The organism is Nocardioides sp. Z43_10, assembly GCF_059766615.1.
In genome coordinates this window covers 327,288-350,787 of record NZ_JCBAJY010000003.1, presented here as the reverse complement: position 1 = coordinate 350,787, position 23,500 = coordinate 327,288, and the positions used below count along the sequence as shown (strand labels likewise).

The window sequence follows — 23,500 nt, the reverse complement described above, 5'->3', positions numbered from 1 at the left end:
CCGGATCGTCACCCAGGGGGCAACCGCGCCCGTGGGGGCCGACTAGAGTGTCCGCGATGAGTGCGTCAGCCGAGGACTACTGCGATCTGTGTGACCTTCCGAGGTCTCAGTGCCCCCACGGGCGTCCACCCACGCCGGTGGTCGAGCCGCCCGTCGCCGCGAAGCCGGTCCGCCGCTCGACCGTGCGCCGGACGCCGGGTGCGCCGATCAAGCGCGTCCAGCACCGATGGACCCCCGTCGAGACCCTGGAGCCGCACATCGTCGCGGTCCTGCAGGGGGCCGGGGGAGAGCTCGACACCGACGACGTGATGCGCGAGCTGGCGACCCGGCTGGAGGGCCGGCTGCTCCCCGGGGACGAGGAGACCACCCCCGAGGGCGAGCTGCGCTGGCGCTACGCGGCCCGCAAGGCGCGTCAGTCGCTGGCCCGCCAGGGTCTGATGGTCACCGGGCGTCCCGGGGTGTGGCAGCTGACCGACGCGGGTCTTCACTCCCCGGGCTGAGCCAGCACCCGGACGGCGTCCCCGGGCCGGATCGTGCCCGGCACCGTCACCTCGGCGTCGACGCCGAAGCACAGCTCGCCGGTCGTGAAGCGCGGCCGGTAGTCGGCCAGCGCCCGGAGGACGCCGGCGTCGCGACGCCCGGTGCGCGGGTCGAGGTCGACGACGGCGCAGCGCGGGACACGCTGGCGCACCCGCACCCGGGCGTCACCGAGCGCGACCTCCCTGCCGAGCCAGTCGTCCTCCTGGTGCGCGCTCAGGCCCTCGAGGAGCGCGGTGGCGCGGAAGCGGGCGCTCTGCGCGGCCACCTCCGGGCGTCCGAGCCGCCTGGAGAGCTCGCGCATCGAGGCGCTCGAGACCAGCGTGACGGCCGCGCCGTAGACCACCTGGCCGCGGGCGACGGCGGCGAGACGGACCGGTGCGCCGAGGTACGACGCGAGCAGCGCGGCGTGCGGCCCGTCCAGGAGCTCCAGCTCGGCCGGGCGACCCCAGTAGTCGCAGGTCAACCGCTCCCCGGTGGGGCGCGGTGCCCCGCTCGCGGACTCGCCGCCGGGCAGCACCACCTCCAGGTGCCCCTGGCCGTAGCGGGCGGTGACCGCGATCAGCGAGGGGTGCTGCACGGTGCGCAGCACCCGGGCGGCGTCGGGGTCGACCAGGCACAGCGCGCGGTCGCCCACGGGTCCGTGCGCGTCCAGCACGACCTCGTCGTACGCCGTGTGCGCGGTGCCCTTGACCGGCGCGAACCCGACCCGCTCGATGTGCATGCGCCGAGCCTGCCACGCCCGACCTCGCCGGGCCCTGTGGAGGACCGGGACCGAGCCCTGCCCCGGCGGTGAATAATCGGCCACGTGCACCCTCTGCTGGCTCCGCTCGACGACGCGGCGCTCCACGTGACCTTCGGCAGCGCCACGCTGCAGCGGGCGCGCGCCTACGCCCGCGAGGAGCGCGTGCGCCGGGTCGAGGTGGTCGAGGAGGCCCCCCACGAGCTGGTGGTCTCCGCGACGGTGGCCGGAAGCCACGCGATGGTCTACGAGGTGGGGGTGATCGTCGTCCGCTCGCGGGGCCGGGTGCTCGCGCACGGCGACTGCACCTGCCCGGTGATGGTCAACTGCAAGCACGCGGCGGCGGCGATCATCGCCCTGCGCGGGCGTCCCGAGAGCCCCCGGCACCTGCACGCGGTCCCGCGCTGGGGCGTGCAGCTGGAGGCGGTGCTCGACGAGCTCGACGGCTCGCGGGCCGCCGAGGCGGCCCAGCCGCTGGGCCTGCAGTTCGACCTGCGAGCGGCGCGCTCGGGCCAGCTCCCGGGGATCCGGATGCGACCCGTCCAGCGCGGCGCCCGGGAGCGGTGGATCAAGTCGGGCATCGGCTGGGCCGACGTCGGCCGGGCGGGCTACTCCTCGACCCGCGACCGGGCCCAGATGGCGGTGCTGGCGGAGCTGGCGCGTGCCTCGCGCGGAGACGCGTACTACTACTCCGCCGCCGCGCAGCCCGAGCTCGGCGACTTCGGTCCCGCCCTGTGGCTGCTGCTGCGCCGGGCCCGGGAGGCGGGGATCGTCTTCGTCGGCGCGGGGACGATCGCGAGCGTGGAGCTGCTGGATGAGCCCGTCGCGGTGCTCGCCGACGTCGTCGACGCCGGTGGCCAGACGCGGCTCGAGGTGGGCGTACGCCAGGGCGAGACCTGGTGGCCGGCCGAGCGGGTGGTGCCGGTCGGGGGTCACGGGGTCGCCCTGCTCGGTCCCGGCCCCGGCGGGCACCGGCTGCTGCTGGCCCCCACCGACAGGTTCCTGCCCGACCCGATGCGCCGCCTGCTGAGCGGCGGCGAGGCGGTGCTGGTGCCGCCCGGCGAGCGGGAGCGCTTCACCACCGACTACCTGCCGCGGCTGGGTCGGCACCTCGAGGTGGTCTCCTCCGACGGGTCGGTGCCCGTCCCCGAGGAGCACCCGCCGGTCCTCACCGTGGCCGTGACCTGGCACGGCGCGTTCCGCGTCGCGCTGGAGTGGGGCTGGCGCTACCAGGTCGGCGACGAGCGCCGGGTCTTCGCCCTCGACAGCGAGGACGGGCTGCGCGACGTACGGCGGGTGCGGGCCGAGCGCGCCCACCTGGACCGGCTGCGACTGGCCCCGGCGGTGGCCGAGCTGCTGGCCGGCGCCGACGGGGAGCCGCTGGCGCGCCGCGAGCTGGTCGACGTCGAGGTGCTGGCCTTCGTCGACACGGTGCTGCCCGCGCTGCGCGCCGAGCCCCTCGTCGAGGTCGTCGAGCACGGCGTCGAGCCCGAGCACCGCGAGGCCCAGGGCGACCTCGACATCCGCTTCGACCTGGTCGACGACGGCGGTGGCGCCGACGACGCGGGGCCCACCGACTGGCTCGACCTGGCGGTGGCCATCACCATCGACGGCGAGTCGGTCCCGCTCGCCGACGTGCTGGCCGCCCTGACCCTGGGCCAGGAGCGGATCTTCCTGCCCAGCGGGACGCACCTGTCGGCCGCGCACCCCGAGCTCACCCGGCTCGCCGACCTGGTCCGCGCGGCCGGTGAGCTGGTCGACCAGGACGGCGAGGGCGTGCGGGTCGGGCGCCACGACCTCGGGCTGTGGGGCGAGCTGGCCGACCTCGGGATCGTGGATGCCCAGGCCGCGCGCTGGGTGCGCTCGGCGCAGGCGCTGCGCGACCTGACCGGTCTGCCCGAGGTCGAGCCCGAGGGCATCGTCAGCGAGCTGCGCGGCTACCAGCTCGACGGGTTCCGCTGGCTGGCGTTCCTCTGGCAGGCCGGCCTGGGCGGGATCCTGGCCGACGACATGGGACTCGGCAAGACCCTGCAGACGCTGGCCCTGATCAGCCACGCCCGCGGCAACGGGGCCGGTCCGTTCCTGGTCGTCGCGCCTTCCAGCGTGGTCTCCGGCTGGGCGCACGAGGCCGCCCGGCACGCCCCGAAGCTCGACGTCCGCACGGTGACCTCCTCGGGGCGCAAGCGCGGCGTCGCGCTGGGCGACGTGGTGGCCGGCGCCGACGTGGTGGTCACCTCCTACACGCTGCTGCGCCTGGAGGCCGAGGAGTACGCCGCGCTGGGCTGGGGCGGTCTGGTGCTCGACGAGGCCCATCAGGTCAAGAACCACCAGGGCAAGACCTACCAGGCCGTCCGCCGTCTCGACGTGCCGTTCCGCCTCGCCCTCACCGGCACGCCGTTCGAGAACCGGCTGATGGAGCTGTGGTCGCTGCTCTCGATCGTCGCGCCGGGGCTCTACCCGTGGCCCAAGAAGTTCACCCAGCACGTCGTGGTGCCGGTCGAGAAGCAGGGCGATCAGGCGGCGCTCACGCGCTTCCAGCGACGGATCCGCCCGTTCCTGCTGCGCCGGACCAAGGAGCTGGTGGCCTCCGACCTGCCACCCAAGCAGGAGCAGGTGCTGGAGGTGACGCTCGGCGCCAAGCACCGCAAGGTCTACGAGACCCACCTGCAGCGCGAGCGCCAGGCGGTGCTCGGCCTGGTCGAGGACTTCGACCGCAACCGGGTCGCGATCTTCCGCTCGCTGACCCGGCTGCGCCAGCTCAGCCTGGACGCCGCGCTGCTCGACCCGGCGCACGAGGGGATCGGCTCCGCGAAGCTCGACGTGCTCGTCGAGCACCTCGTCGAGCTGGTCGCCGAGGGCCACCGGGCACTGGTCTTCAGCCAGTTCACCAGCTTCCTGAGCCGGGTGCGCGCCCGGCTCGACGCCGAGGGGATCGACACCGTCTACCTCGACGGCCGGACCCGCGACCGGGGCCGGGTGATCGCCGACTTCAAGGGCGGGGACGCGCCGGTCTTCCTGATCAGCCTCAAGGCCGGTGGGGTGGGGCTGACCCTGACCGAGGCCGACTACGTGTTCGTGCTCGACCCGTGGTGGAACCCCGCCGCCGAGGCACAGGCGGTCGACCGCGCGCACCGGATCGGCCAGGACCGGCCGGTGATGGTCTACCGCCTGGTCGCCACCGACACCATCGAGGAGAAGGTGATGGCGCTCAAGGAGCGCAAGGCGGCCCTGTTTGGCCAGGTGCTCGACGGCGGCGCCGCGATGACCACGGGCATCGACGCCGACGACGTGCGCGAGCTGTTCGGGCCGTGAGGCCGCCACCTCAGCCCAGCGGGTCCACCTCGTGGTGCTCGCCGACCGTGGCCGCCAGGCGGGCCAGGTGGTGGTTGCCGTCGCCCAGCAGGTGGTCGAGCGCGGTCAGGTGGCTGGTGTAGCTGCCCACGCTGTACTCGGCGGTCATCGCGATGCCGCCGTGCAGCTGGATCGCCTCCTGGCCGACGTGCCGCCCGGCCCGGCTGACCTGGAGCGCCGCCCGCGACGCCGCCTCCGCCACCTCCTGCGGGCTGCCGGAGACCAGCACCATCGACGCCCACAGCGCGACGCTGCGGGCCAGCTCGAGGGAGACGTACATGTCCGCGGCCCGGAAGTTCAACGCCTGGAAGGTGTTGAGGGTGACGCCGAACTGCTTGCGGCTCTTGAGGTAGTCGGTGGTGGCGGCCAGGGCGAACTCCATCGCCCCGATCGCCTCGTTGCAGGCCGCGATGCGCGCCGCGTCGAGGGCGCGGGCGATCACGTCGCCGCGGTCGCCGCCCTCGCCGAGGACGGTGGCCGCGGCGCCGTCGAAGGTGATCCGTGCGGCCCGCCCGCCGTCGTGGGTGCGGTAGCCCGTGCGGGTCACGGCGTCGGCGTCCGCGTCGAGCAGGAACAGTCCGGTGCCGCCCTCAGGCAGCGCCGCGCTCACCACCAGCTGATCGGCGCGGGCACCGTGCGGCACCGGCTCCTTGACGCCGCTGAGCACCCAGCCGGTCCCCGTCTGGGTGGCGGTGACCGCGACGGCCGAGGCCGACCAGCGGCTGCCCGGCTCGGCGTGGGCGAAGGCCAGCAGACGCTCCCCGGAGGCGAGCGCGCCCAGCACCTCGCCGCGCTGCTCGGCGCTGCCGGCCGCGGCCACCACGCCGCCGGCCAGCACGACCGACGTCAGGAACGGCTCGGGGGCCAGGCACCGGCCGATCTCGCCCGCCACGATGCCGACCTCCACGGGGCCGGCGCCCATCCCGCCGTCCTCCTCGGCGAAGGGCAGCCCGAGTACCCCCATCTCGGCCAGCCGCGCCCACAGCGCCTCGTCGAAGCCGGGCTCCTGGGCGACCGTGCGGCGGCGCTCCTCGAAGTCGGCGTACGTCTTGGTGACCAGCCCGCGCACCGCGTCGCGCAGTGCGAGCTGCTCCTCGTCGTACTCGAAGTCCATCTCGTCGCCCCTCAGAGTCCCAGGATCGTCTTTGCGATGATCTGTCGCTGGATCTCGTTGGATCCGCCGTAGATCGACGCCTTGCGAAGGTTCAGGTAGACCGGTGTGGACCGTCGGGCCCACTCGGGCAGGTCGGAGTCGTCGCCCGCGCCGGAGGCCAGCGAGGCCGGACCGGCGAGGTCGACGACCAGCTCGCTGACCGCCTGCTGGAGCTCGGTGCCCTTCAGCTTCAGCACCGACGAGGCGGGGTGGGCCTTGCCGTCGGCGGAGTCGGCGACCACACGCAGCGCGGTCAGCTCGAGCGCCAGCAGCTCGTTCTCGAGCTCGGCGACCCGGGCGGCCAGCAGCGGGTCCTCGGTGAGCAGCGGACCGGCCCACTGCTTGGCCTGGGCCAGCACCCGCTTGCTGGCCCCGACCGGGGCGACGCCGACGCGCTCGTTGCCGAGCAGGAACTTGGCGTAGTCCCAGCCGTGGTTCTCCTCCCCGACCAGGTTCCCCGCGGGCACCCGCACGTCCTCGAACCACACCTCGTTGACCTCGTGGCCGCCGTCGATCAGCTCAATGGGGCGCACCGTCAGACCGGGGCTGGTCATGTCGATGAGCAGGAACGAGATGCCGCGCTGCTTCTTGGCCTCGGGGTCGGTGCGCACCAGGCAGAAGATCCAGTCGCCGTACTGCCCGAGCGTGGTCCAGGTCTTCTGGCCGTTGACCACGTACTCGTCGCCGTCGCGCACCGCGCTGGTGCGCAGCGAGGCGAGGTCGGAGCCGGCGTCGGGCTCGGAGAACCCCTGCGACCACCAGATGTCGAGATTGGCGGTGCCGGGCAGGAAGCGCTCCTTGAGCTCCTGGGAGGCGAACGCGGCGATCACCGGGCCGACCATGGTGGCGTTGAAGGCCAGCGGCGCGGGCACGAACGCCCGCTGCATCTCCTCGTGCCAGATGTGGCGGCGCAGCTCGCTCCAGTCGCGCCCGCCCCACTCGACCGGCCAGTGCGGTACGGCGAGGCCGTGCGCGTTGAGGATGCGCTGGGTCTCGACGAACTGCTCCCGGGTCAGCTCACGGCGGTGCGCGACGGCGTCGCGGATCTCCTGGGGGACCTGGGTGGTGAAGAAGGTGCGCATCTCCTCGCGGAACGCGGCGTCCTCGGCGGACAGCTCCAGCTGCATCGGCAAGCCTCCTGGGTCGTGGTGCCGGCCCCATCATGGCCCGGGTCACCAACTCCCGCACCCGCACTGTGCAGGTCGTCCAACGGGCCGGCTCGGGAGCCGGGCGCAGTGCACGGGAGCCGGGCGTAGTGCACGGGAGAGAACATCTGCCGGTCCCAGGACACGTCTTTGCCACGTCCGGGACACATCGCTGCCTCTGGCCCTCGCCGGCCCGACTTCGCGCTTACCGTCGGCCGGGCCACGGACCTCTTTCGTGGCGCAATTGGGTGGGGGATGCAAGTGAGAAGAATCGTGACGACGGCGCTGTCCGTCTGTCTGGCCGTGCTCGGATCGGTGCTGTTCGCCGGGCCGGCCTCGGCGCACCACGTCAATGTCATGGGAACCGTGGTGTGTGGGGACACGCCGGGCACCTGGGACGTCACCTGGACCGTACGCAACTGGCAGGACCCCGACGCGAGCAACACCGCGACGGTGAGCTCCAGCTCCCGCGCCGTCGTCCCGGTCGGGACCACCTTCGCGCCGGACCAGGCGCGGACGTTCTCCGAGACGGTGAGCGCGACGACCCCGCTCACCCTCGAGGTCGGCCTGCGCTGGGCCAACGCCAACACCGGCTCCGCCCGCGCCGGCGTGACCACCTTCCCCGCCTGCGACCCGGTGCTCGTGGACGTGACGGCCGCAGCGCCGAGCGTCACCCCGGCGACCTGCGAGAGCGACGGGACCCTCGTGGTGCCCGCCGACACCGACAAGGTCCGCTACACCCGTCAGCCCGCCGGAGCCGGCCCCGGGACCTACCTGGTCACCGCCACCGCGACTCCCGGCCACCGGCTGGTCGGCACCTCGACCTGGAAGCTCACCGTGGCTGAGCGCTCGTCGGTGCTGGACTGCCTCGTGCAGGTCAAGCCCGTGGCGCCGCAGGTGAAGGCCGAGGCCGACTGCGACACGGCCGGCTCGCTGAGCATGGCGGTCACCGAGGGCGTGCGCTACGTCCTGACCCGCGGCGACGGAGCCACCGGGAAGTGGGAGGTCACCGCCTTCGCGAAGCCCGGTTACGTCATCGCCGCCGGCGCCCGCACCGTCTTCACCGGCGACCTGGGCACGCCCGAGGACTGCGAGCCGGTAGAGGGCAACCCCGGCACCCCCGTCGTGAACGTGCCGGGGAAGCCCCCGGTCGAGCAGCCCCCGACGCCCACCGCGGACACGCCGGCCACGCCTGACGCTCCGGTGAGCTCCACGCCCGAGCTGCCGGCCACCGGCGCGGACGCGAACCTGGCGGCCCTCTCGGGCGCCGGTCTCGGCCTGCTCGTGCTCGGTGCGGCCATGGTCGCGATGGCCCGTCGCCGGACCACCCGACGCGGACTCGCCGGCTAGACCCAGCGGGCGACGACGAGGCCGGCGACCACGAGAAGGAAGCCGGCCAGCTCGATCAGCCCGATCCGGGCCGGACGCATCGGGCGCCGGCCCACGACGAACGAGCGGACCGCCAGCACGACGAACGCGGGCACCAGCCACAGCCCCGCCGGCAGCCCCCAGAGCGCGCCGAGCGCCAGGACCACCGGCACCGAGGCCACGGCGAAGGCCCGGGAGACGTGGGCGAAGCGAGGATCGCGACGCTCGCGGATCAGGGACTTCACGTGCAGCGTGGAGCCGAGCAGGACCAGCACGCACAGTGCGGTGACCACCGCGAGCCGGACGGTGGCCAGCTCCTCGAGCGGGGGCAGCCAGGTCCGCTCGCCGACGGCGAGGGCGCGCACGACCGGCACCATCAGCGCGCACTCGGCCACCAGCACCAGGTCGTTGCCCAGCGCGCGCTCCCGGTTGCGACTCGCGTAGTGCAGGTTGACCGCGAGGCCGACGAGGTAGAGGGCGCCGACCCAGACCAGCCACGGCCGGGCGAGGAGCAGCAGCAGAGCCGGGGGCGTGGCGAGCGCGAGCCAGAGGACGAAGGGCCGGCGGAACCGCTGGGAGCGGCGCGCCCGGACCAGGCCCGAGGCCGCCCACGACATCGGGTACGCCGCGACCCAGGCGAGCCCGAGCACCAGCAGCAGCGGGGTCCAGGGGGAGACGAGGGCGCCCAGCACCAGCGGCAGCACGAGGAAGGCCCAGGCGCCGTGCTGCTCGGGGAAGAGGCTGGCGATGCGGCGCGATCCTCGCGGTCGGGTCGTGGCACTGGTCACGGCGGTACTCATCGCGCCCCATTGAAGAGCCCGTTCTCCGGGGTAGGTAGAGACCATGGTCCCGCCGTGCACCGGCCAGGATGCCCGGTCGAGGGCCGGCGCACTCTAATCTGAGGGCATGCTGAATTTCTCCTCCCTCACTCGCGAGCACGTCGAACGTGCCATGGACGAGTACGACCAGCGCGGTGAGGACGGGTTCCTGTCCCGCCACGGCTTCGGCAAGACGCGTGAGTACTTCCTGTGGCACAACGCGAAGGCCTACGACGCGATGGCGATCGTCGGGGTCGCCTACGGCTTCGCCACCGGTACGCCGGCCAAGGCCGCGCAGTTCCCCGAGGGGCGCGAGGGCGCCGCGACGGTGCTGCACGAGCTCGGCTACGAGGTGTTCTCGACCAGCGCGTCCTCCAAGGACCTGGCCGAGCCCCCGAACGGTGCCTGGCGTGACGCCGCCGAGATCGGGATCGACGTCGCTCGCAAGGAGTGGGCCGAGGCCGCGCGCGCCGTGCTCATCGAGACGGCCGGCCGCTACGGCGCCATCGTCACCTACAAGCAGCTCGGCGGGCTGGTCCGTGAGCGCACCGGGATCCGCACCGGACAGCTGATGCACTACTGGATCGGCGACGTGCTCACCCGGGTCGCCCTGGACTGCGCCGAGCGCGGCGAGCCGATCCTCTCGGCGCTGTGCGTGAACGCCTCGGGCAGCGTCGGGAACGGCTACGCCCAGGCGCTCTCGCAGATCCACGGCCAGGCGCCCGACAACCACGACGACCACGCCGCCGAGGAGCGCCTCGCCTGCCACCACCACTTCGGCGCCGAGATGCCCGACCACGGCGGCGTCGCCACGCTGACGCCCCAGGTCGTCACGCTGCGTGACCGGCTGCGCAAGCAGCGCATCGCCGAGAAGGCCGTGCCGCTGTGCCCCAACTGCCACATGGCGCTGCCGGCCACCGGGGAGTGCGACTACTGCGCGTGAGCCCCGACTGACGTCGTGCGGCGGTCGTCCGGCAGCCGGCGGGTCAGCCCGCGGGCGTCGAGGTGCTCGAGCAGGGGGAGCGCCACCCGCCGGCTGGTGCCCAACCGGACCCGGGCCTCGCTGGTCGTGAACGGCTGCGGCAGCTGTGCCAGGTGCCCGGCCGCGCGCTCGGCGGCGTCGGGAAGCAGCACGATCCCCGGTGCCAGCCGTAGCAGCAGACCGGCCCTCGCGGCCGCGGCGACGCGCTTGGTGTCCAGGCCCAGGGCGGCCAGCCGCTCCGCGGTCGGCGCCGCGAAGGGGGCCTCGGCGAGCTCGGCCTCCAGCGCCGCGACGGCGCTCACCAGCTCGCTGGGCGGGCCATCCGCGGTGGGCGCGACGACCCGGCCGCGCAGCACGCGCAGCGGCGCCCGGACCACGGCGGCCACCAGCTCCGCGGTGGGCAGCCCGACCCGCTCGGCGAGCGCGGTCAGCGCGACGCCGGGGTCCAGCGGGTGGGCGAGGTCGTGCTCACGCACCGCCCGGGCCACCTCGGCGGCTGCCTGATCGGCGCGCTCGGGGCTGATCAGCCACCCCGGCTCGGGGGTGGGGACCCCGATCCGGCGCAGCACGTCGGCGTGGACCACTCCGCGCCGCTCGAGCTCGGAGGCGGGGTCCGGCTGGCCGCTCAGCGCGGCGAGGACCTCGGCGCGCTCGGCAGCTGCGCCCCGGCGGCGCAGCGCGGGGGGCATCGGGTCGAGGACCAGCACCCCCCACACCCGGCGACTGCCGGGATCGCGCAGCAGCGCCCGGTCACCGACCCGCAGCGGCAGCGGCCGGTCGAGGGTGATCCGCAGGTGCCCGGCCCCGAGCGGGCGACCGCGCACCGCGACCGCGGCGGCCCCGACGTGCAGCATCGGCTCGGTCGGGACGTCGCCGGCGTCCCCGTTCACGCGGACGTCGAGCTGGGTGGTCTCGTGCCACGCGCCGGGAGTGACCAGGGCCGACCCGCGCTCGAGGGAGCCGACCTGCTCGCCGGCGAGGTTGAGCGCGACCCGGGCGACGCCGCTCGCCTCGGGGACCGCCTCGCTCAGCGACTGCAGCGCACGCACCCGCAGCGTCCCGGCGGCGTGCGCCAGCGCGTCGCCTCGCCGGATCGTGCCCGCGGGCAGGGTGCCGGTGACCACGGTGCCGGCCCCCTTGACCGTGAAGCGCCGGTCGACCCAGAGGCGGACGTCGGCCTCGGGGCGGCTGGCGGGGACCGCCCGCAGCATCTCGCCCAACGCCGCGCGCAGCTCGTCGAGACCCTGCCCGGTGCGCCCGCTGACGGCGACCACGGGTGACCCGGCGAGCGTCGTAGCGGAGATCTCGGCGGCCGCCCGGGCACACATCGGTGCCGGATCGGCGAGGTCGCCGCGGGTGACGGCGACGACCCCGTGGCGCACGCCGAGGGCGTCGAGCGCGGCGAGGTGCTCGGCGGCCTGGGGCATCCAGGGGTCGTCGGCGGCGACGACGAGCAGCGCCGCGGGCACCGGGCCGATCCCCGACAGCATGGTCGAGATGAACCGCTCGTGCCCCGGCACGTCGACGAACGCCACGTCGCCCACCGCGGGCAGCGTCGTCCAGCAGTAGCCGAGCTCGATGGACAGCCCGCGCCGGCGCTCCTCCTCGAGCCGGTCGGGGTCGGTGCCGGTGAGCGCCTCGACCAGCGTCGACTTGCCGTGGTCGACGTGGCCGGCGGTTGCGATGACGTGCACGGGCTCAGCGTGTCAGCACCGGTCAAGACAGCACCGATCAAGACAGCACCGGTCAAGAGCGAGCGCGGAACACGGCCTCGACGAGTACGGCGTCGTCGGCGGGCGCCACGGCGATCAGGTCCAGCAGCAGGCGGCCCTTCTCGACCCGGCCCACCACCGGCAGCTCGCCGTGGCGCAGCGGCCCGGCGAGGTCCGCGTCCAGGGCCACCGCGGCGCTGGGCAGCTCGACCTCCGGGGCGCCGCCCCCGCCGACCGCGGCGCGGGACTCGACGGCGCAGGCATCCACCTCGGGGGCGAGGGCGGCGGCGATCCGCTGGGCGCGGGCCAACAGCCCTTCTGGGGTGGTCGACAGCGCCTGCGCGACCGGGGGCGGCGGCCCGGTCAGCGTGGCCTCCAGCGCGGCCAGGGTGAGCTTGTCGACGCGGACGGCGCGGGCGAACGGGTGGCGGCGCAGCGACTCGACCAGCGCTGCGTCGCCGAGCATCAGCCCGCACTGGGGCCCGCCGAGCAGCTTGTCGCCCGACGCCGTGACCAGCGTGGCGCCCGCGCGCAGCGCGGCGGCCGCGCTCGGCTCGTCGGGGAGTCGCGGGTGGGGCCGCAGCAGCCCCGAGCCGATGTCGGCGACCACCGGCACGCCGAGCCCGGCGAGCTCGCGGATCCCGACCGAGGAGGTGAACCCCGAGACCAGGAAGTTGCTGGGATGGACCTTGAGCACGAATGCGGTGTCGTCGTCGATCGCCTCGGCGTAGTCGCCGAGCCGGACCCGGTTGGTGGTGCCCACCTCGCGCAGCACGCCGCCGACGGACTCGATCAGCTCGGGGATCCGGAACCCGTCACCGATCTCGACGAGCTCGCCGCGCGAGACCACGATCGTGCGGCCGGCGGCCAGCGCGAGGGTGACCAGCGCCAGCGCGGCGGCCCCGTTGTTGACGACGTGCACGCCGCCCGCGGCCGGGACCGCCTCGGTCAGCGCCGCCAGCGCGGAGCGGCCCCGACGCCCCCGGCGGCCGGTGGCGAGATCGAGCTCGACGTCGGTGGCGCCGGCCGCCACCCCCAGCGCCTCGACGGCGGCCGGCGACAGCGGCGCGCGACCCAGGTTGGTGTGCACGACCACGCCGGTGGCGTTGACGACCCGGCGCAGCGCGGTCGCGGCGAGCGGCAGCGACTCCACGGCGTACGACGCGACGTCGGCCGCGTCGACCTCCCCGGCCCGACACGCGGCGAGGGCGGCGGCGACGGCGGACTTGACCAACCGCTCGCCGAGCCGGTCCGTGGCCGCTCGCAGACGGGGGTCGGCCAGGACGTGGTCGGTGCGGGGCGTCTCCCGCCGCGGGTCGGACACGGCCGCAGCCTATGCGGGATCGAGGTTTCGGCAAGCTGGCGGAGGCGGACGGGAATCGAACCCGCCGGACCCGGATACCGGGCCCCTACGGTTTTGAGGACCGCGCCCATCACCAGACGAGGTACGCCTCCGCGGCCACCCTAGGGCACACCTGGGCGGGGTTACCGTGGGTGCCATGACCGACGTGACCAGCCCGCTCCGTCTCACCCAGTACGCCGCGGGCGGCGGTTGCGCCTGCAAGATCCCGCCCGGTGAGCTCGAACGGGTGCTCGCCGACCTGCCCGGCAGCCGGGCCCCCGGCCCGGGCACGAGCTACGGCGACCTGATCGTCGGGCTCGAGAACGGCGACGACGCGGCCGCCGTGCGCATCGAGGACGGTCGGGCGGTGATCGCCACCGCGGACTTCTTCACCCCGGTCGTCGACGACCCCTACGACTGGGGGCGGATCGCGGCCGCCAATGCCCTCTCCGACGTCTACGCGATGGGCGGCGAGCCGCTGCTCGCGGTCAACCTGCTGGCCTGGCCGCGCGACAAGGTGCCCTTCGAGGTGGCCGCCGAGGTGCTGCGCGGCGGTGCCGAGGTGTGCCGCCAGGCGGGCACGCACCTGGCCGGCGGGCACAGCATCGACGACCCCGAGCCCAAGTACGGGCTGGCCGTCACCGGGTTCGCCGACGCGAGCCGGCTGCTGCGCAACGACGGCGCCACCGCGGGCAGCGCCCTGACGCTGACCAAGCCGCTCGGGCTGGGCGTGCTCAACAACCGCCACAAGAGCACCGGCGAGCGCTTCGAGCAGGCGGTCGCGACGATGACCGCGCTCAACCGCGACGCCTCCCGCGCGGCGGTGGCGGCCGGGCTGCGCGCGGCCACGGACGTGACCGGCTTCGGGCTGCTGGGCCACCTCTACAAGCTGGCCCGCGCCAGCGGCGTCACGGCGGTGGTGGACGCCGCGGCGGTGCCCTACCTCGACGGCGCCCGCGCCTCGCTCGCCGACGGCTTCGTGCCCGGCGGCAGCCTGCGCAACCTGGACTGGGTGCGCCCGCACCTCGACGCGTCGGTGGGCGAGGACGAGCTGGTGCTGCTGGCCGACGCGCAGACCTCCGGCGGGCTGCTGGTCGCCGGGGAGCTGCCCGGCCACCCGGTGGTGGGCGAGCTGGTCGAGGCCGGGGAGTTCCCGCTCGTCGTCCGGTGAGCGCCGAGCCGGTGCCCGCGGATGGTGGCGTGAAGCGGCCGGTGCGGGGTACTTTCGCAGTCTCGGGCTCTTGTCTCGAGGGGAGAGGGGAAGCGTCATGGTGAGGACGCCGCTGTCCTGGCCGGTGCTGCGTCAGCTGACCGGCACCGACCTGCTGGGTCGCGGCAAGGCCGTGCGCTCGCCGAAGACCGAGGAGATCACCTCCCGCACCGTCTCCGCCGACCGGGTGGCCCGCAGCGTGTGCCCCTACTGCGCCGTCGGCTGCGGGCAGAAGGTGTTCGTCAAGGACGAGCAGGTCATCTCCATCGAGGGCGACCCCGACAGCCCCATCTCCCGGGGCCGGCTGTGCCCCAAGGGCTCGGCCAGCAAGAACCTGGTCACCAGCTCGATGCGCGAGACCAAGGTGAAGTACCGCCGGGCCTACGGCACCGAGTGGGAGGAGCTCGAGCTCGGCACCGCGATGAGCATGATCGCCGACCGGGTGGTCAAGGCCCGCAACGACACCTGGCAGGAGCTCGACGAGCACGGTCGCCGGGTCAACCGCACCCTCGGCATCGCCAGCCTCGGAGGGGCGACCCTCGACAACGAGGAGAACTACCTGATCAAGAAGCTGTTCACGGCGATGGGCGCGATCCAGATCGAGAACCAGGCCCGTATTTGACACTCCGCCACTGTCCCCGGTCTGGGGACCAGCTTCGGGCGCGGCGGCGCCACCGGGTTCCAGCAGGACCTCGCAGGCGCTGACTGCATCATCATCCAGGGCTCCAACATGGCCGAGGCCCACCCGGTGGGCTTCCAATGGGTGATGGAGGCGAAGGCCCGTGGGGCCAAGGTGATCCACGTCGACCCGCGCTTCACCCGCACCAGCGCGCTCGCCCACACCTACGTGCCGCTGCGGGTGGGCACCGACATCGCGTTCCTCGGCGGCATCGTCAACCACGTGCTGAGCAACGAGCTCGACTTCCGCGAGTACGTCGTGGCCTACACCAACGCGGCCACCATCGTCAGCGACGACTTCGCCGACACCGAGGACCTGGACGGGCTCTTCTCCGGGTTCGACGACGAGTCGCGCACCTACGACCCCTCCAGCTGGCAGTACGCCACCCAGGAGGGCGAGGGCGGCGACCGCCAGGACCAGGCGATGCAGCGCGAGACCGCCAGCGCGATGCAGCACGAGACGCACGGCGTCCAGGTGGACGGCGTGGTGCAGCGCGACGAGACGCTGCAGCACCCGCGCTGCGTCTACCAGGTCCTCAAGCGTCACTTCGCGCGCTACACCCCCGAGATGGTCGCCCGGACCTGCGGCGTCTCCGAGGAGGCCTTCCTCGAGGTGGCCGACGCCTGGGTCAGCAACTCCGGGCGGGAGCGGACCACCGCGCTGGTCTACAGCGTCGGCTGGACCCAGCACAGCGTCGGCGTGCAGTACATCCGCACCGGCGCGATCCTGCAGCTGCTGCTGGGCAACATGGGCCGGCCCGGGGGAGGGATCATGGCGCTGCGCGGACACGCCAGCATCCAGGGCTCCACCGACATCCCGACCCTGTTCAACCTGCTCCCCGGCTACCTGCCGATGCCCAACGCCGAGGATCACACCTCGCTGGATGCCTGGATCGACAGCGTGCGCAACCCCGGGGCGAAGGGCTTCTGGTCCAACGCGGGGGCCTACGGCATCAACCTGCTCAAGGCCTACTGGGGCGAGCACGCGACGACCGAGAACGGCTTCTGCTTCGACCACCTGCCCCGGATCACCGGCGACCACGGCACCTACCGCACCGTCCTGGACATGATCGACGGCAAGGTCAAGGGCTACTTCCTGCTCGGCCAGAACCCGGCGGTCGGCTCCGCGCACGGCAAGGCGCAGCGCCTCGGGATGGCCAACCTCGACTGGCTGGTGGTGCGCGACCTGTTCGAGATCGAGTCGGCGTCGTTCTGGAAGAACAGCCCCGAGGTCGAGACCGGCGAGATCGTCACCGAGGAGTGCCGCACCGAGGTGTTCCTGATGCCGGCCGCCACCCACGTGGAGAAGGAGGGCACCTTCACCCAGACCCAGCGGATGCTGCAGTGGCGCGAGAAGGCGCTCGACCCGCCGGGCGACTGCCGATCCGAGCTGTGGTTCTTCTACCACCTCGGCCGGATGGTGCGCGAGCGGCTGGCCGACTCAGGCGACCCCCGGGACCTGCCGGTGCAGCAGCTGGCCTGGGACTACCCGGTGCACGGCGAGTACGACGAGCCGAGTGCGGAGGCGGTGCTCAAGGAGATCAACGGCTACGAGGTCGCCACCGGTCGGCCGCTGTCGACGTTCCTCGAGATGAAGGACGACGGCTCGACGCTCGGCGGCTGCTGGATCTACACCGGCGTCTTCGCCGACGGCGTCAACCAGGCCGCGCGGCGCAAGCCCGGCTCCGAGCAGAGCTGGGTCGCCCCGGAGTGGGGCTGGGCCTGGCCGGCGAACCGTCGCACGCTCTACAACCGCGCCTCGGCCGACCCCGAGGGCCGGCCGTGGAGCGAGCGCAAGGCCTACGTGTGGTGGGACCCCGAGCTGGGGGAGGCCGGCGAGTGGACCGGTCACGACGTCCCCGACTTCGAGAAGACCAAGCCGCCGTCGTACCGCCCGCCCGAGGGCACCGACGGCGTCGCGGGCATCGCCGGCGACGACCCGTTCATCATGCAGGGCGACGGGAAGGGCAGCCTCTACGTCCCCCAGGGGTTGATAGACGGTCCGATGCCGACCCACTACGAGCCGGTCGAGTCGCCGTTCCGCAACCCGATCTACGGCCAGCAGGCGAACCCGACCCGCAAGGAGTACGCCCGCGAGGACAACCGGATCAACCCGAGCCCGCCCGAGGAGCACAGCGAGGTCTTCCCGTTCGTGTTCACCACCAGCCGGCTGACCGAGCACCACACGGCCGGCGGGATGAGCCGCTACGTCGCCCGGCTGGCCGAGCTGCAGCCGGAGATGTTCGTCGAGGTCTCACCCGAGCTCGCCGAGCGCCAGGGCCTGGAGAACGGCGGCTGGTGCCACGTGGTGACCGCGCGCGCCGCGGTGGAGGGGCGGGTGCTGGTCACCGACCGGCTCACCCCGCTGCGGGTGGAGGGGCGCACCGTGCACCAGGTGTGGCTGCCCTACCACTGGGGCACGGGGGGCATGGTCACCGGCGACTCCGCCAACGACCTGTTCGGGATCTCGCTCGACCCCAACGTGTTGATCCAGGAGAGCAAGGTGGGCACCTGTGACGTCCGAGCCGGCCGACGACCGACGGGGCCGGCGCTGCTGGAGCTGGTGGCCGACTACCAGCTCCGCTCGGGCGTGTACGACGACCACACGGTGCCGATCGTGACCGCGTCCGGCCGGGGCGCCCGGCAGCAGCAGGACGGCGACCAGACGCCCGACCCCAGCACCGACTCACCCGACTCCTCGCAGTTCGGAGATGGCCCATGATCGGCAAGAACAGCCTGTGGGGACCGCTCGACCCGGCCCCCGACGCCGGCTACGACGGCGAGCACAAGCGCAAGGGCTTCTTCACCGACACCTCGATCTGCATCGGCTGCAAGGCCTGCGAGGTGGCCTGCAAGGAGTGGAACGACGTCCCCGCCGACCACTTCGACCTGCTCGGCTCCTCCTACGACAACTCGATGTCGCTGAACTCGAACCAGTGGCGCCACGTGGCGTTCATCGAGCAGCCCGCCCGCCCCGCGAAGCCGGACCGGGCCTCGGTCGACCTGGGCATGCCGGCGATGCCCGGCGCCGAGCAGAGCGAGCGTCCGGACTTCCGCTGGCTGATGTCCTCGGACGTGTGCAAGCACTGCACCCACGCCGCCTGCCTCGACGTGTGCCCGACCGGGTCGCTGATGCGCAGCGAGTTCGGCACGGTGGTGGTCCAGAACGACATCTGCAACGGCTGCGGCTACTGCGTGCCGGCCTGCCCCTACGGTGTGATCGAGCGCCGCCAGGGCCCCGAGGGCGCCAAGAACGTCGGCATCGCCCAGAAGTGCACGCTGTGCTATGACCGGCTCGACGCGGGTCAGCAGCCGGCCTGCTCGCAGGCCTGCCCCACCGAGTCGATCCAGTTCGGCGACGTCGAGGAGCTGCGCGAACGGGCCAGCAAGCGGGTCGAGCGGCTGCACGAGGCCGGGATCATGGACGCCCGCCTCTACGGCAACGACCCCAACGACGGCGTCGGGGGCACCGGCGCGTTCTTCCTGCTGCTCGACGAGCCGGAGGTCTACGGCTTCCCGCCGGACCCGGTGGTGACCACCAAGGACCTGCCGCACATGTTCAACCGGGCCTCCACGGCCGCCGGCGTGATGCTGCTCGGCGCGGTCGTGTCCTTCCTGGGGAGGCGCACGTGAACGAGGTGACCTCGAGGCGCTCGCGGCGCCGCGGCGGTGGACGCCGACGCGAGGACGTGGTGGTGCCCGAGGCGGCGTTCACCTCCTACTACGGGCGCCCCATCGTCAAGGCGTCGCCGTGGAAGGCAGAGATCCCGCTCTACCTGTTCACCGGGGGCCTGGCGGCGGGCTCGTCGCTGGTGGCCGCCGGCGCCCAGTCCACCGGACGCGACGCGCTGCGCCGCTCGAGCCGGTTCGGGGCGCTCGCGGCGCTGGGGCTCTCGATGTTCGCGCTGGTCCACGACCTCGGCCGGCCCTCCCGGTTCGTGAACATGCTGCGGGTGGTGAAGCTGACCTCGCCGATGTCGATCGGCACCTGGATCCTCACCATCTACGCGCCGTTCGCCGGTGCCGCGGCCGCGGCGGAGGTGGCCTCGATGCTGCCCCGGCGGATCCGCCGCAAGCCGCTGGTGCGGCTGCTGGAGTTCGCCGGCCGACCGGCCGGGCTGCTCGCCGGTCTCTTCGCTCCACCCGTCGCGGCGTACACCGCCGTGCTGCTCTCCGACACCGCGACGCCGTCGTGGCACGCCGCCTACAAGGAGCTGCCGTTCGTCTTCGTCGGCTCGGGAGCGGCCGCCGCCGGTGGGCTGGCGATGGTGAGCGCCCCTACCGCGCAGACGCTGCCGGCCCGGCGCTACGCCATCGGCGGTGCGCTGCTCGAGCTGGTGATGGAGCACCGCATGGAGCAGTCGATGGGCATCACCGTCGAGCCGCTGCACACCGGCCGGGCGGGGCTGCTGATGAACACCGCCAAGGCGCTCACCGTCGCCGGTGCCGCGGGCACGCTGCTGGCCGGCCGCAGCCGGGCGGTCGCGGTGGCCTCGGGGGCGGCGCTGATGGCGGGCGCGGCCTGCACGCGCTTCGCCATCTTCGAGGCCGGCCAGGCCTCGGCCAGGGACCCGCGCTACACGGTGGTGCCCCAGCGTGAGCGGGTCGATCGTGGGGAACCGGTGCGGCACCAGGACTAGCGAGTCAGACACGGACGAGGAGAGACCGATGGCTCAGGACGCGACCAAGGGACGCTGGCTCCTCGTCGGGGGCGGCCTGCTGCTGCAGTTCTCCATCGGCGCCGTCTACGCCTGGAGCGTCTTCGGCACCGCGCTCGAGAAGTCCGCCGACTTCGAGCTGACCAAGTTCCAGGCCTCGCTGCCGTTCAGCGTGACGATCGGGATGATCTTCGTCGGCACCTACCTCGGCGGCCGGGTCCAGGACAAGCAGGGGCCGCGGGTGGTGGCCCTGGTGGGCGGCGTCATCTACGCGCTCGGCATCATCCTCGCCTCGTTCGCGCGCAGCGACGACGACCTGTGGCTGATCATCGTGGGCTACGGCGTGATCAGCGGGTTCGGCCTCGGCGTGGCCTACATCGTGCCGATCGCGATGCTGCAGAAGTGGTTCCCCGACAAGCGCGGCCTGATCACCGGGCTGGCGGTGGGCGGCTTCGGCTTCGGCGCGGTGCTGACCTCCCCGGTGGCGCAGTGGCTGATCGAGCGCAACGAGGACCAGCCCACCCGCGCCTTCCTCCCGCTCGGCATCGCCTACCTGGTGATGTCGCTGATCGGCGCCTCGATCTTCCGCAACCCGCCCGCGGACTACGTGGTGCCGGGTCACGAGGCGGGCTCTGCCGCCGAGGGCGGCGTCACGCACGACTACACCCAGGGCGAGGCGCTGAGGACGCCGCAGTGGTACCTGCTCACCGCGATCCTCACCCTCAACGTGATCGCCGGCATCGCGCTGATCTCGCAGGCCAAGAGCAGTGCCATCGACATCGCCGGGTACGGCGCCGGCGGGGCCGCCAGCGTCGTCGGAGCGCTGGCCATCTTCAACGGCGCCGGCCGCATCGTGTGGGCCGCGGCGTCGGACCGGATGGGGCGGATGCCGTCGTTCGTCGCGATGCTCGGCCTCCAGGGCGTCTGCCTGCTGCTCATCCCGCACGCCTCGAGCGCCGTGCTGTTCTTCGCGCTCGCCGCGGTCATCTACCTCTGCTACGGCGGTGGGTTCGGCACCATGCCGGCCACCGCGGGCGACTACTTCGGCGTCAAGAACGCCGGCGCGATCTACGGCCTGATGCTGATCGGGTGGAGCCTGGGCGGAGTGATCGGCCCGCTGGTCGCCTCCGCGCTGATCGGGGACGACGCCGACTACACGCTGGGCTACACCACCATCGGCATCCTCACGCTGGTCGCCATGGCGCTCCCGCTGATCACCCGGATCCCGCGGGACCGTAAGGCGCCCGAGCAGGCCGCGGGGGTGCGGTGAGCGATCCTGACACCCGGGCCCGCCTGCTCGCCGACCTGGCGGCGACCGCGGGACGGGTGGCTCGGCTGCGCGGCGACTTCACCGGGATGGTCGAGGCCTCGCAGTCCTCCAACGCCGACGACGAGCACGATCCGGAGGGGGCGACGATCGCGTTCGAGCGCTCTCAGCTCAGCACCCTGATCCGCCAGGGCGAGCGCCGCCTCGAGGAGATCGAGCAGGCGCTGGCCCGGCTCGACGCGGACAGCTACGGCAGGTGCAGCCGCTGCGGACGCGCGATCCCGGCCGAGCGCCTGGCGGTGCGCCCCACGGCCACCACCTGCGTGACCTGCCCGCCGTGAGGGTCATTAGGTTCGTCACACGTCCGGCGGGGCGCCGCTCGACGGGCTGGGTCGCGCATGGTTCGGCCTGCATACTCGAACGGGATGACTGATGCACAGAAGCCCAAGCTCGAGATCGACTGGCTGAAGACCCTCGCCGGTGCGCTGGCGGCCGTCTCCTCGGCCGTTCTGCTCTCCACCCTGGGTGCCGCGGGCACCCTGATCGGCGCCGCCATCGGAAGCGTCGTGGTGACCATCACCAGCGCCCTGTACTCCCAGGGCCTGGCCCGCAGCCGGGCCAAGCTGACCAAGGCGCAGGAGGCGGCGCTGGCACGGGTGGGCGTCTCGACCTCGGAGGTGAACCGCGCCCAGGCGGATCTGGACCCGGCCACCGACGACACCGGCGAGCAGTCCTCCGAGGCGCCGTCGGTCCCGCTGCGCGAGCGGCTGGCGAGGCTGCCCTGGCGGCGGATCGCGATCGGCGCCGGGGGACTGTTCCTGGTGGTGGTGCTGGCGATCACCGCCTTCGAGGTCATCGCCGGACGCTCGGTGTCCTCCTTCACCGGTGGCAGCAAGTCCGGGGACGGGACGTCGCTGAGCAAGCTCACCGGCAACCAGGACGACCAGAAGCGCTCGCCGGACAAGGGCGAGGACAAGGGCTCCGAGAAGAGCTCCGAGAAGAGCTCCCCCTCACCCGGCAGCGAGAGCAGCCCCAGCGCCCCGGAGTCGAGCGCGGAGCCGAACGACGACGCGTCCGAGGAGCCGAGCCAGGAGCCCACGCAGGAGCCCAGCGAGAGCTCCACGACCGAGCCCGAGGAGCGGATGGCGCCCGAGACCACGGCGCCGGCGCCCAGCGCCTCGGTGCCCACCCGGCCGTAGGCCGGAGCCGTCCGACTACGGTCGTCGGCGAGACGGCCTCGGGCGGAGCGCGGCCGGGGCGAGCGGGAGAGGGAGCCGGATGGACGACGTAAGCGGCTTCGAGACGGCCGGGGAGCGGGCCTGGACCGGGTTCCGCGCGCGGCTGGCCGACCGGGTGGCGATGCTGGCCGACGACGAGCTGGTGCACATCGACGCCGGCGTCGGCGTCGACCCCGAGGAGCTGGGCGGGGCCAACCCCTACCTCCAGCTGGTGGGCTGGTCGGACGGCCTGGTACGCGCCGAGGCCGCAGGCAACGCGCTGCTCGCGCCCGGCCAGCGGCTCGGCGAGGAGGCGCTCGCGCGGCTGCGCGAGATCGGCTGGAACGACCCGAGCTACGTCCCGCCGGCCGAGCCCGACGACGGCTCGGCCAACCACTGGCTCGACCTGGAGCGCCGCGAGGCGGACCTGCTCGCGGTGGTCTGCGTGCGCACCCTGCGCGAGGTCTACGGCTGCCCACACCCCTCGTTCCTCGACGCCGACGGGCTCGAGGTCGACCCGGCCGCCGTGCCCGGGCCGGCCCCGGCGGCCCACGAGGTCCAGGAGGAGGCGATCGCCGTCTTCGCCGAGTCGCCCGACGAGCTCGAGGAGCTGGTCGACGCCGCGCTGGCGCTGATGTTCGACGAGCCGCTGCGCCACGACGCTGACGGCGACCTCCCGGTCGTGGTCGGCAAGAGCGTGGTCCTGGTCCGGATCGCCGACGACGTGCCGGCGGTGGACCTCGTCTGCGAGCTGGTGGTCGAGATCGCCCACCTCGACCGGGCGCAGACCGAGGTGGGCATCCTCAACCGCGACCATCCGAGCCTGCAGTTCCACCTGCGCGAGGACACGATCGTGGCCCGCTACCGGCTGTGCGCCGTCCCGTTCGCGGCGACGCAGCTGCGTGCGGTGCTCGCGGCGTTCTGCGAGGGCCTCGACGAGACCGCCTGCGACCTGACCCGGCGCGTCGGCGGCCGGCGGCTGCTCGAGGGAGTCGAGGAGACCCCCGGCGCACGCCCGAGCGTCGCGCCGGGCACGGACCGCGTCGGCGACGAGCACCCGGCGCTGTCGGTGCTGCGCGAGCTGGCGCGCACCGGACCGGTCAGCGCGGAGATGGCCGCGACCGTGTGCGGGATGGATCGCGAGCTGATCGCCGAGCAGATCATCCGGCTGCGCAGATCGGGTGCCGAGGGGGCCGGTGACGAGGGGCCGGATGACGCGGGGGCAGGGCTGGTCGCGACGCTGGCCGACGCCCTGCGGCTGGTCGTCGAGCGGGAGATGATACGCGAGCGCCGGTAGGGCTCTGGGCCCGCGCAGATCGT

General features: G+C 73.5%; 18 protein-coding genes, 1 tRNA gene and 1 pseudogene. 13 read left to right on the top strand and 7 right to left on the bottom strand.

Going from position 1 to position 23,500, the window contains the following annotated elements; genetic code table 11:
* The first annotated feature begins 137 nt into the window (after positions 1–137).
* Complete coding sequence (locus tag AC6EI4_RS07870) at positions 138–500, top strand: hypothetical protein (protein WP_498421060.1); 363 nt, start codon at positions 138–140, stop codon at positions 498–500.
* Here AC6EI4_RS07870 and AC6EI4_RS07865 read toward each other — a convergent pair.
* Positions 485–1,261: an MOSC domain-containing protein gene (locus AC6EI4_RS07865; RefSeq protein WP_498421062.1), complete on the bottom strand. Its 777-nt coding sequence runs from the start codon at positions 1,259–1,261 to the stop codon at positions 485–487. The two genes, AC6EI4_RS07870 and AC6EI4_RS07865, sit on opposite strands and share 16 nt — an antisense overlap.
* An 84-nt stretch (positions 1,262–1,345) precedes the next feature.
* On the opposite strand from AC6EI4_RS07865, the gene AC6EI4_RS07860 reads away from it, so the two are divergent.
* A complete protein-coding gene (locus AC6EI4_RS07860; protein WP_498421064.1) occupies positions 1,346–4,591 on the top strand; it encodes a DEAD/DEAH box helicase in 3,246 nt (1,081 codons plus the stop codon).
* Between the two features lie 10 nt (positions 4,592–4,601).
* Here AC6EI4_RS07860 and AC6EI4_RS07855 read toward each other — a convergent pair whose 3' ends face one another.
* Both AC6EI4_RS07855 and AC6EI4_RS07850 read right to left on the bottom strand, forming a co-directional pair.
* Positions 4,602–5,744 (bottom strand): acyl-CoA dehydrogenase family protein, encoded by a 1,143-nt coding sequence (locus tag AC6EI4_RS07855; protein WP_498451117.1) that lies wholly within the window; start codon positions 5,742–5,744, stop codon positions 4,602–4,604.
* Between the two features lie 11 nt (positions 5,745–5,755).
* A complete protein-coding gene (locus AC6EI4_RS07850) occupies positions 5,756–6,910 on the bottom strand; it encodes an acyl-CoA dehydrogenase family protein (RefSeq protein WP_498421068.1) in 1,155 nt (384 codons plus the stop codon).
* A gap of 291 nt (positions 6,911–7,201) precedes the next feature.
* On the opposite strand from AC6EI4_RS07850, the gene AC6EI4_RS07845 reads away from it, so the two are divergent.
* Positions 7,202–8,278 carry an LPXTG cell wall anchor domain-containing protein gene (locus AC6EI4_RS07845; RefSeq protein ID WP_498451116.1) on the top strand — a complete coding sequence of 359 codons (1,077 nt, stop codon included), beginning with the start codon at positions 7,202–7,204 and terminating at the stop codon, positions 8,276–8,278.
* Here the strand turns inward: AC6EI4_RS07845 and AC6EI4_RS07840 are convergent.
* Entirely contained in the window at positions 8,275–9,084 is an 810-nt protein-coding gene (locus AC6EI4_RS07840) for a YwiC-like family protein (RefSeq protein ID WP_498451115.1), read from the bottom strand. The genes AC6EI4_RS07845 and AC6EI4_RS07840 overlap by 4 nt on opposite strands.
* Before the next feature lie 118 nt (positions 9,085–9,202).
* Here AC6EI4_RS07840 and AC6EI4_RS07835 point away from each other — a divergent pair, with 118 nt between their 5' ends.
* A complete protein-coding gene (locus tag AC6EI4_RS07835) occupies positions 9,203–10,057 on the top strand; it encodes a ScoMcrA-related endonuclease (protein ID WP_498421075.1) in 855 nt (284 codons plus the stop codon).
* Here the strand turns inward: AC6EI4_RS07835 and AC6EI4_RS07830 are convergent.
* The 3 genes from AC6EI4_RS07830 to AC6EI4_RS07820 all read right to left on the bottom strand — a co-directional run bounded on the left by AC6EI4_RS07830 (position 10,045) and on the right by AC6EI4_RS07820 (position 13,263).
* Positions 10,045–11,790 carry a SelB domain-containing protein gene (locus tag AC6EI4_RS07830; protein ID WP_498451114.1) on the bottom strand — a complete coding sequence of 582 codons (1,746 nt, stop codon included), beginning with the start codon at positions 11,788–11,790 and terminating at the stop codon, positions 10,045–10,047. The genes AC6EI4_RS07835 and AC6EI4_RS07830 overlap by 13 nt on opposite strands.
* 52 nt (positions 11,791–11,842) lie before the next feature.
* Positions 11,843–13,132, bottom strand: coding sequence for an L-seryl-tRNA(Sec) selenium transferase (gene selA, locus AC6EI4_RS07825; RefSeq protein ID WP_498451113.1), 1,290 nt, complete (start codon positions 13,130–13,132; stop codon positions 11,843–11,845).
* 36 nt (positions 13,133–13,168) lie between these two features.
* Positions 13,169–13,263 (bottom strand) — tRNA-Sec (locus tag AC6EI4_RS07820).
* A 44-nt stretch (positions 13,264–13,307) separates the two neighbouring features.
* Here AC6EI4_RS07820 and selD point away from each other — a divergent pair.
* The 9 genes and pseudogenes from selD to AC6EI4_RS07775 all read left to right on the top strand — a co-directional run bounded on the left by selD (position 13,308) and on the right by AC6EI4_RS07775 (position 23,477).
* Positions 13,308–14,321, top strand: a complete 1,014-nt coding sequence (gene selD, locus AC6EI4_RS07815; protein WP_498451112.1) for a selenide, water dikinase SelD — start codon at positions 13,308–13,310, stop codon at positions 14,319–14,321.
* A gap of 97 nt (positions 14,322–14,418) precedes the next feature.
* Positions 14,419–14,982 (top strand): hypothetical protein, encoded by a 564-nt coding sequence (locus AC6EI4_RS07810; protein WP_498421083.1) that lies wholly within the window; start codon positions 14,419–14,421, stop codon positions 14,980–14,982.
* A gap of 12 nt (positions 14,983–14,994) precedes the next feature.
* Positions 14,995–17,760 (top strand): annotated as a pseudogene (fdh, locus tag AC6EI4_RS07805) (formate dehydrogenase); the annotation flags it as partial.
* On the top strand, positions 17,757–18,671 hold the full coding sequence (locus tag AC6EI4_RS07800) for a 4Fe-4S dicluster domain-containing protein (RefSeq protein WP_498421085.1): 915 nt from the start codon (positions 17,757–17,759) through the stop codon (positions 18,669–18,671). The pseudogene fdh and the gene AC6EI4_RS07800, both read left to right, overlap by 4 nt.
* Entirely contained in the window at positions 18,668–19,678 is a 1,011-nt protein-coding gene (nrfD, locus tag AC6EI4_RS07795) for an NrfD/PsrC family molybdoenzyme membrane anchor subunit (RefSeq protein ID WP_498421087.1), read from the top strand. Before AC6EI4_RS07800 ends, nrfD begins: the two co-directional genes overlap by 4 nt.
* A gap of 28 nt (positions 19,679–19,706) precedes the next feature.
* Positions 19,707–20,966, top strand: a complete 1,260-nt coding sequence (locus tag AC6EI4_RS07790; protein WP_498421088.1) for an L-lactate MFS transporter — start codon at positions 19,707–19,709, stop codon at positions 20,964–20,966.
* Entirely contained in the window at positions 20,963–21,304 is a 342-nt protein-coding gene (locus AC6EI4_RS07785) for a TraR/DksA family transcriptional regulator (protein WP_498421089.1), read from the top strand. The genes AC6EI4_RS07790 and AC6EI4_RS07785 overlap by 4 nt, the downstream gene beginning before the upstream one ends.
* Before the next feature lie 84 nt (positions 21,305–21,388).
* A complete protein-coding gene (locus AC6EI4_RS07780) occupies positions 21,389–22,162 on the top strand; it encodes a hypothetical protein (RefSeq protein ID WP_498451111.1) in 774 nt (257 codons plus the stop codon).
* 79 nt (positions 22,163–22,241) lie between these two features.
* A complete protein-coding gene (locus AC6EI4_RS07775) occupies positions 22,242–23,477 on the top strand; it encodes a TY-Chap domain-containing protein (protein WP_498451110.1) in 1,236 nt (411 codons plus the stop codon).
* Positions 23,478–23,500 lie beyond the last annotated feature (23 nt).